At 62.0% G+C, this 2,158-nt stretch carries 2 protein-coding genes; both read right to left on the reverse strand.

The genetic code is table 11. The annotated features are described in order from the left end of the window. Nucleotides 1–945, reverse strand: a 945-nt coding sequence (locus A3754_RS19925; protein ID WP_063521086.1) for a putative peptidoglycan glycosyltransferase FtsW, incomplete at its 3' end; no start/stop codon positions are given. Continuing rightward, nucleotides 938–2,158: UDP-N-acetylmuramoyl-L-alanine--D-glutamate ligase (murD, locus tag A3754_RS19930; RefSeq protein ID WP_063521087.1), on the reverse strand; the 1,221-nt coding region annotated here is incomplete at its 5' end. The genes murD and A3754_RS19925, both read right to left, overlap by 8 nt.

The raw sequence follows: 2,158 nt of genomic DNA on the forward strand, positions 1-2,158 counted from the left end.
GGCGTGGTACAGCAGCCCGCGCTCTTCCAGACGATGCCCCACACGAAACACCCGCCAGCCCAGCAGAATAAAGCCGCTGATCAGCGCCACATTGCCCAACAAGCCCAGCTCTTCAGACATCACCGCGTAAACAAAATCCGTATGCGCTTCCGGCAGATAAAACAGTTTCTGCACGCTGTTACCCAGCCCCACGCCCAACCAGTGGCCGCGCCCGAAGGCAATCAGGCTCTGGGTCAGCTGATAACCAGAACCGAACTGGTCTGCCCAGGGATCGGTAAAAGTCATCAGGCGCGCCACCCTGTAGGGTTCGGCAAAGGCCACCAGCCCGCCCAAAGCCACCGCTATCAGGCCAATCAGCAGGAAGCGCAGGGTCGGCACGCCGGACAGGAACAACATGCCCATGGCGGTAATGCCCAGCACCACCACCGCGCCGAAATCCGGTTCCAGCAGCAGCAGCAGCATCAGCACACCCAGCAAGCCCAGTGGTAACAGAAAGGCTTTCCATTCGGTTTCCAGCGCGGCTTTGCGTTGCGCCACGTAGCCGGCCAGATACAGCACAAAGCACAGCTTGACGATTTCCGAGGCCTGAATGGTCAGGCCGGGCAACGCAATCCAGCGGGTAGAGCCATTCACGGTGCGGCCCAGCCCGGGAATAAAGACCATCACCAATACCACCAGGGCCACGGGCAACATCACAAAGCGCAGGCGTTCCAGCAGCGCCAACGGCACCGCGTAGTACACAAAGGTGCCGACACCCAGCCCCAGCGCCAGATAAATGCCGTGGCGTATGGCGTAATAGAAGGGGTCGCCCAGGCGTGTTTCCGCAATCTGCAAGCTGGCGGAGGACACCATCACCAGACCCGCCAGCGCCAACAAGACAGCAATCCACAACAACGGCTGGTCGATACCCGTGCGGTCCACTTTCAGGATCATGCGCTCACTCATGGCACACCTCCCGGGCACGGGCGGAGAAATCATCGCCGCGGGCAGCAAAGCCGCTGAACATGTCGAAAGAGGCACAGGCCGGCGACAGCAACACCGCGTCACCCGGCTGTGCCAGCGCATGGGCACGGGCAACGGCAGCGGCCATATCAGCTACCAGTTCGCAGGGGGCAGCGGACATGCCCTGAGCCACGGTATTGCGGTCTTCGCCCATCAACAGGGCGGCACGCAAATATTGCCGCGCCGGCTCGGCCAGCGGGGAAAAGTCCTGCCCTTTGCCCTGACCGCCCGCCACCAAAATGACTTTGCCCTCAATGCTTTCACCGATGCCGGTGAGCGCAGCTAGCGTGGCGCCCACATTGGTCGCCTTGGAATCGTTGAACCAGCGCACGCCACCGGCTTCCGCAACCAACTGACAACGGTGTGGCAGACCGGTGAAGGCTTTTACGGTGGCCAGGGCCTTGTCCCGGTTCAGGGACAGCGCATCACTGATCGCCAGTACCGAGAGAATATTCATGGCATTGTGGTGGCCGGTCAGCGCCAGCTCGGACAGCGACAACAGCCGCTCACCCCGACACAGCAGCTGACCGTTTTCGCTATCCAGCCGGTAATCCGCTTCCGGATGGGCACCAAAACTGATCTGGCGCGCCACGGTGGCCGGCGGACGGGTAGCCAGGTCATCACGGTTCCAGACTGCCACCTGGCAACCGTCATACACGCGCTGCTTGGCCGCCAGGTAATCGGCGAAACTGGCGTAACGGTCCAGATGGTCCTGGGACACGTTGAGAACCGTGGCCACTTCTGCACTCAGGCTGTAAGTGGTTTCCAGCTGGAAGCTGGACAATTCCAGCACATACAAGCGGGCCTGATCGTCCAGCAATTCCAGCGCCGCCACACCCAGGTTGCCGCCGATGCCCGGGTTCATCCCGCAAGCATCCGCCACCTGCCCCAGCAACGTGGTCACTGTGCTCTTGGCATTGGAGCCGGTAATCGCCACCAGCGGCTCGCTGGCCGCACGGGCGAACAGCTCAATGTCGCCAATCACTTCCTTGCCATCCACGACCTGCTCGGCGATGGCCGGGGTCGATACCGCCACACCCGGGCTCACGATCAGGCGACGGGCCTTGCCCATCCAGCCTTTTTTGAAGCTACCGGTGTGAACTTTCAGGTCCGGAAATTCTGCGCACAGGGCATCCAGCCCGGCCGGCTCAGCACG

The organism is Alcanivorax sp. HI0083 (genome assembly GCF_001635175.1).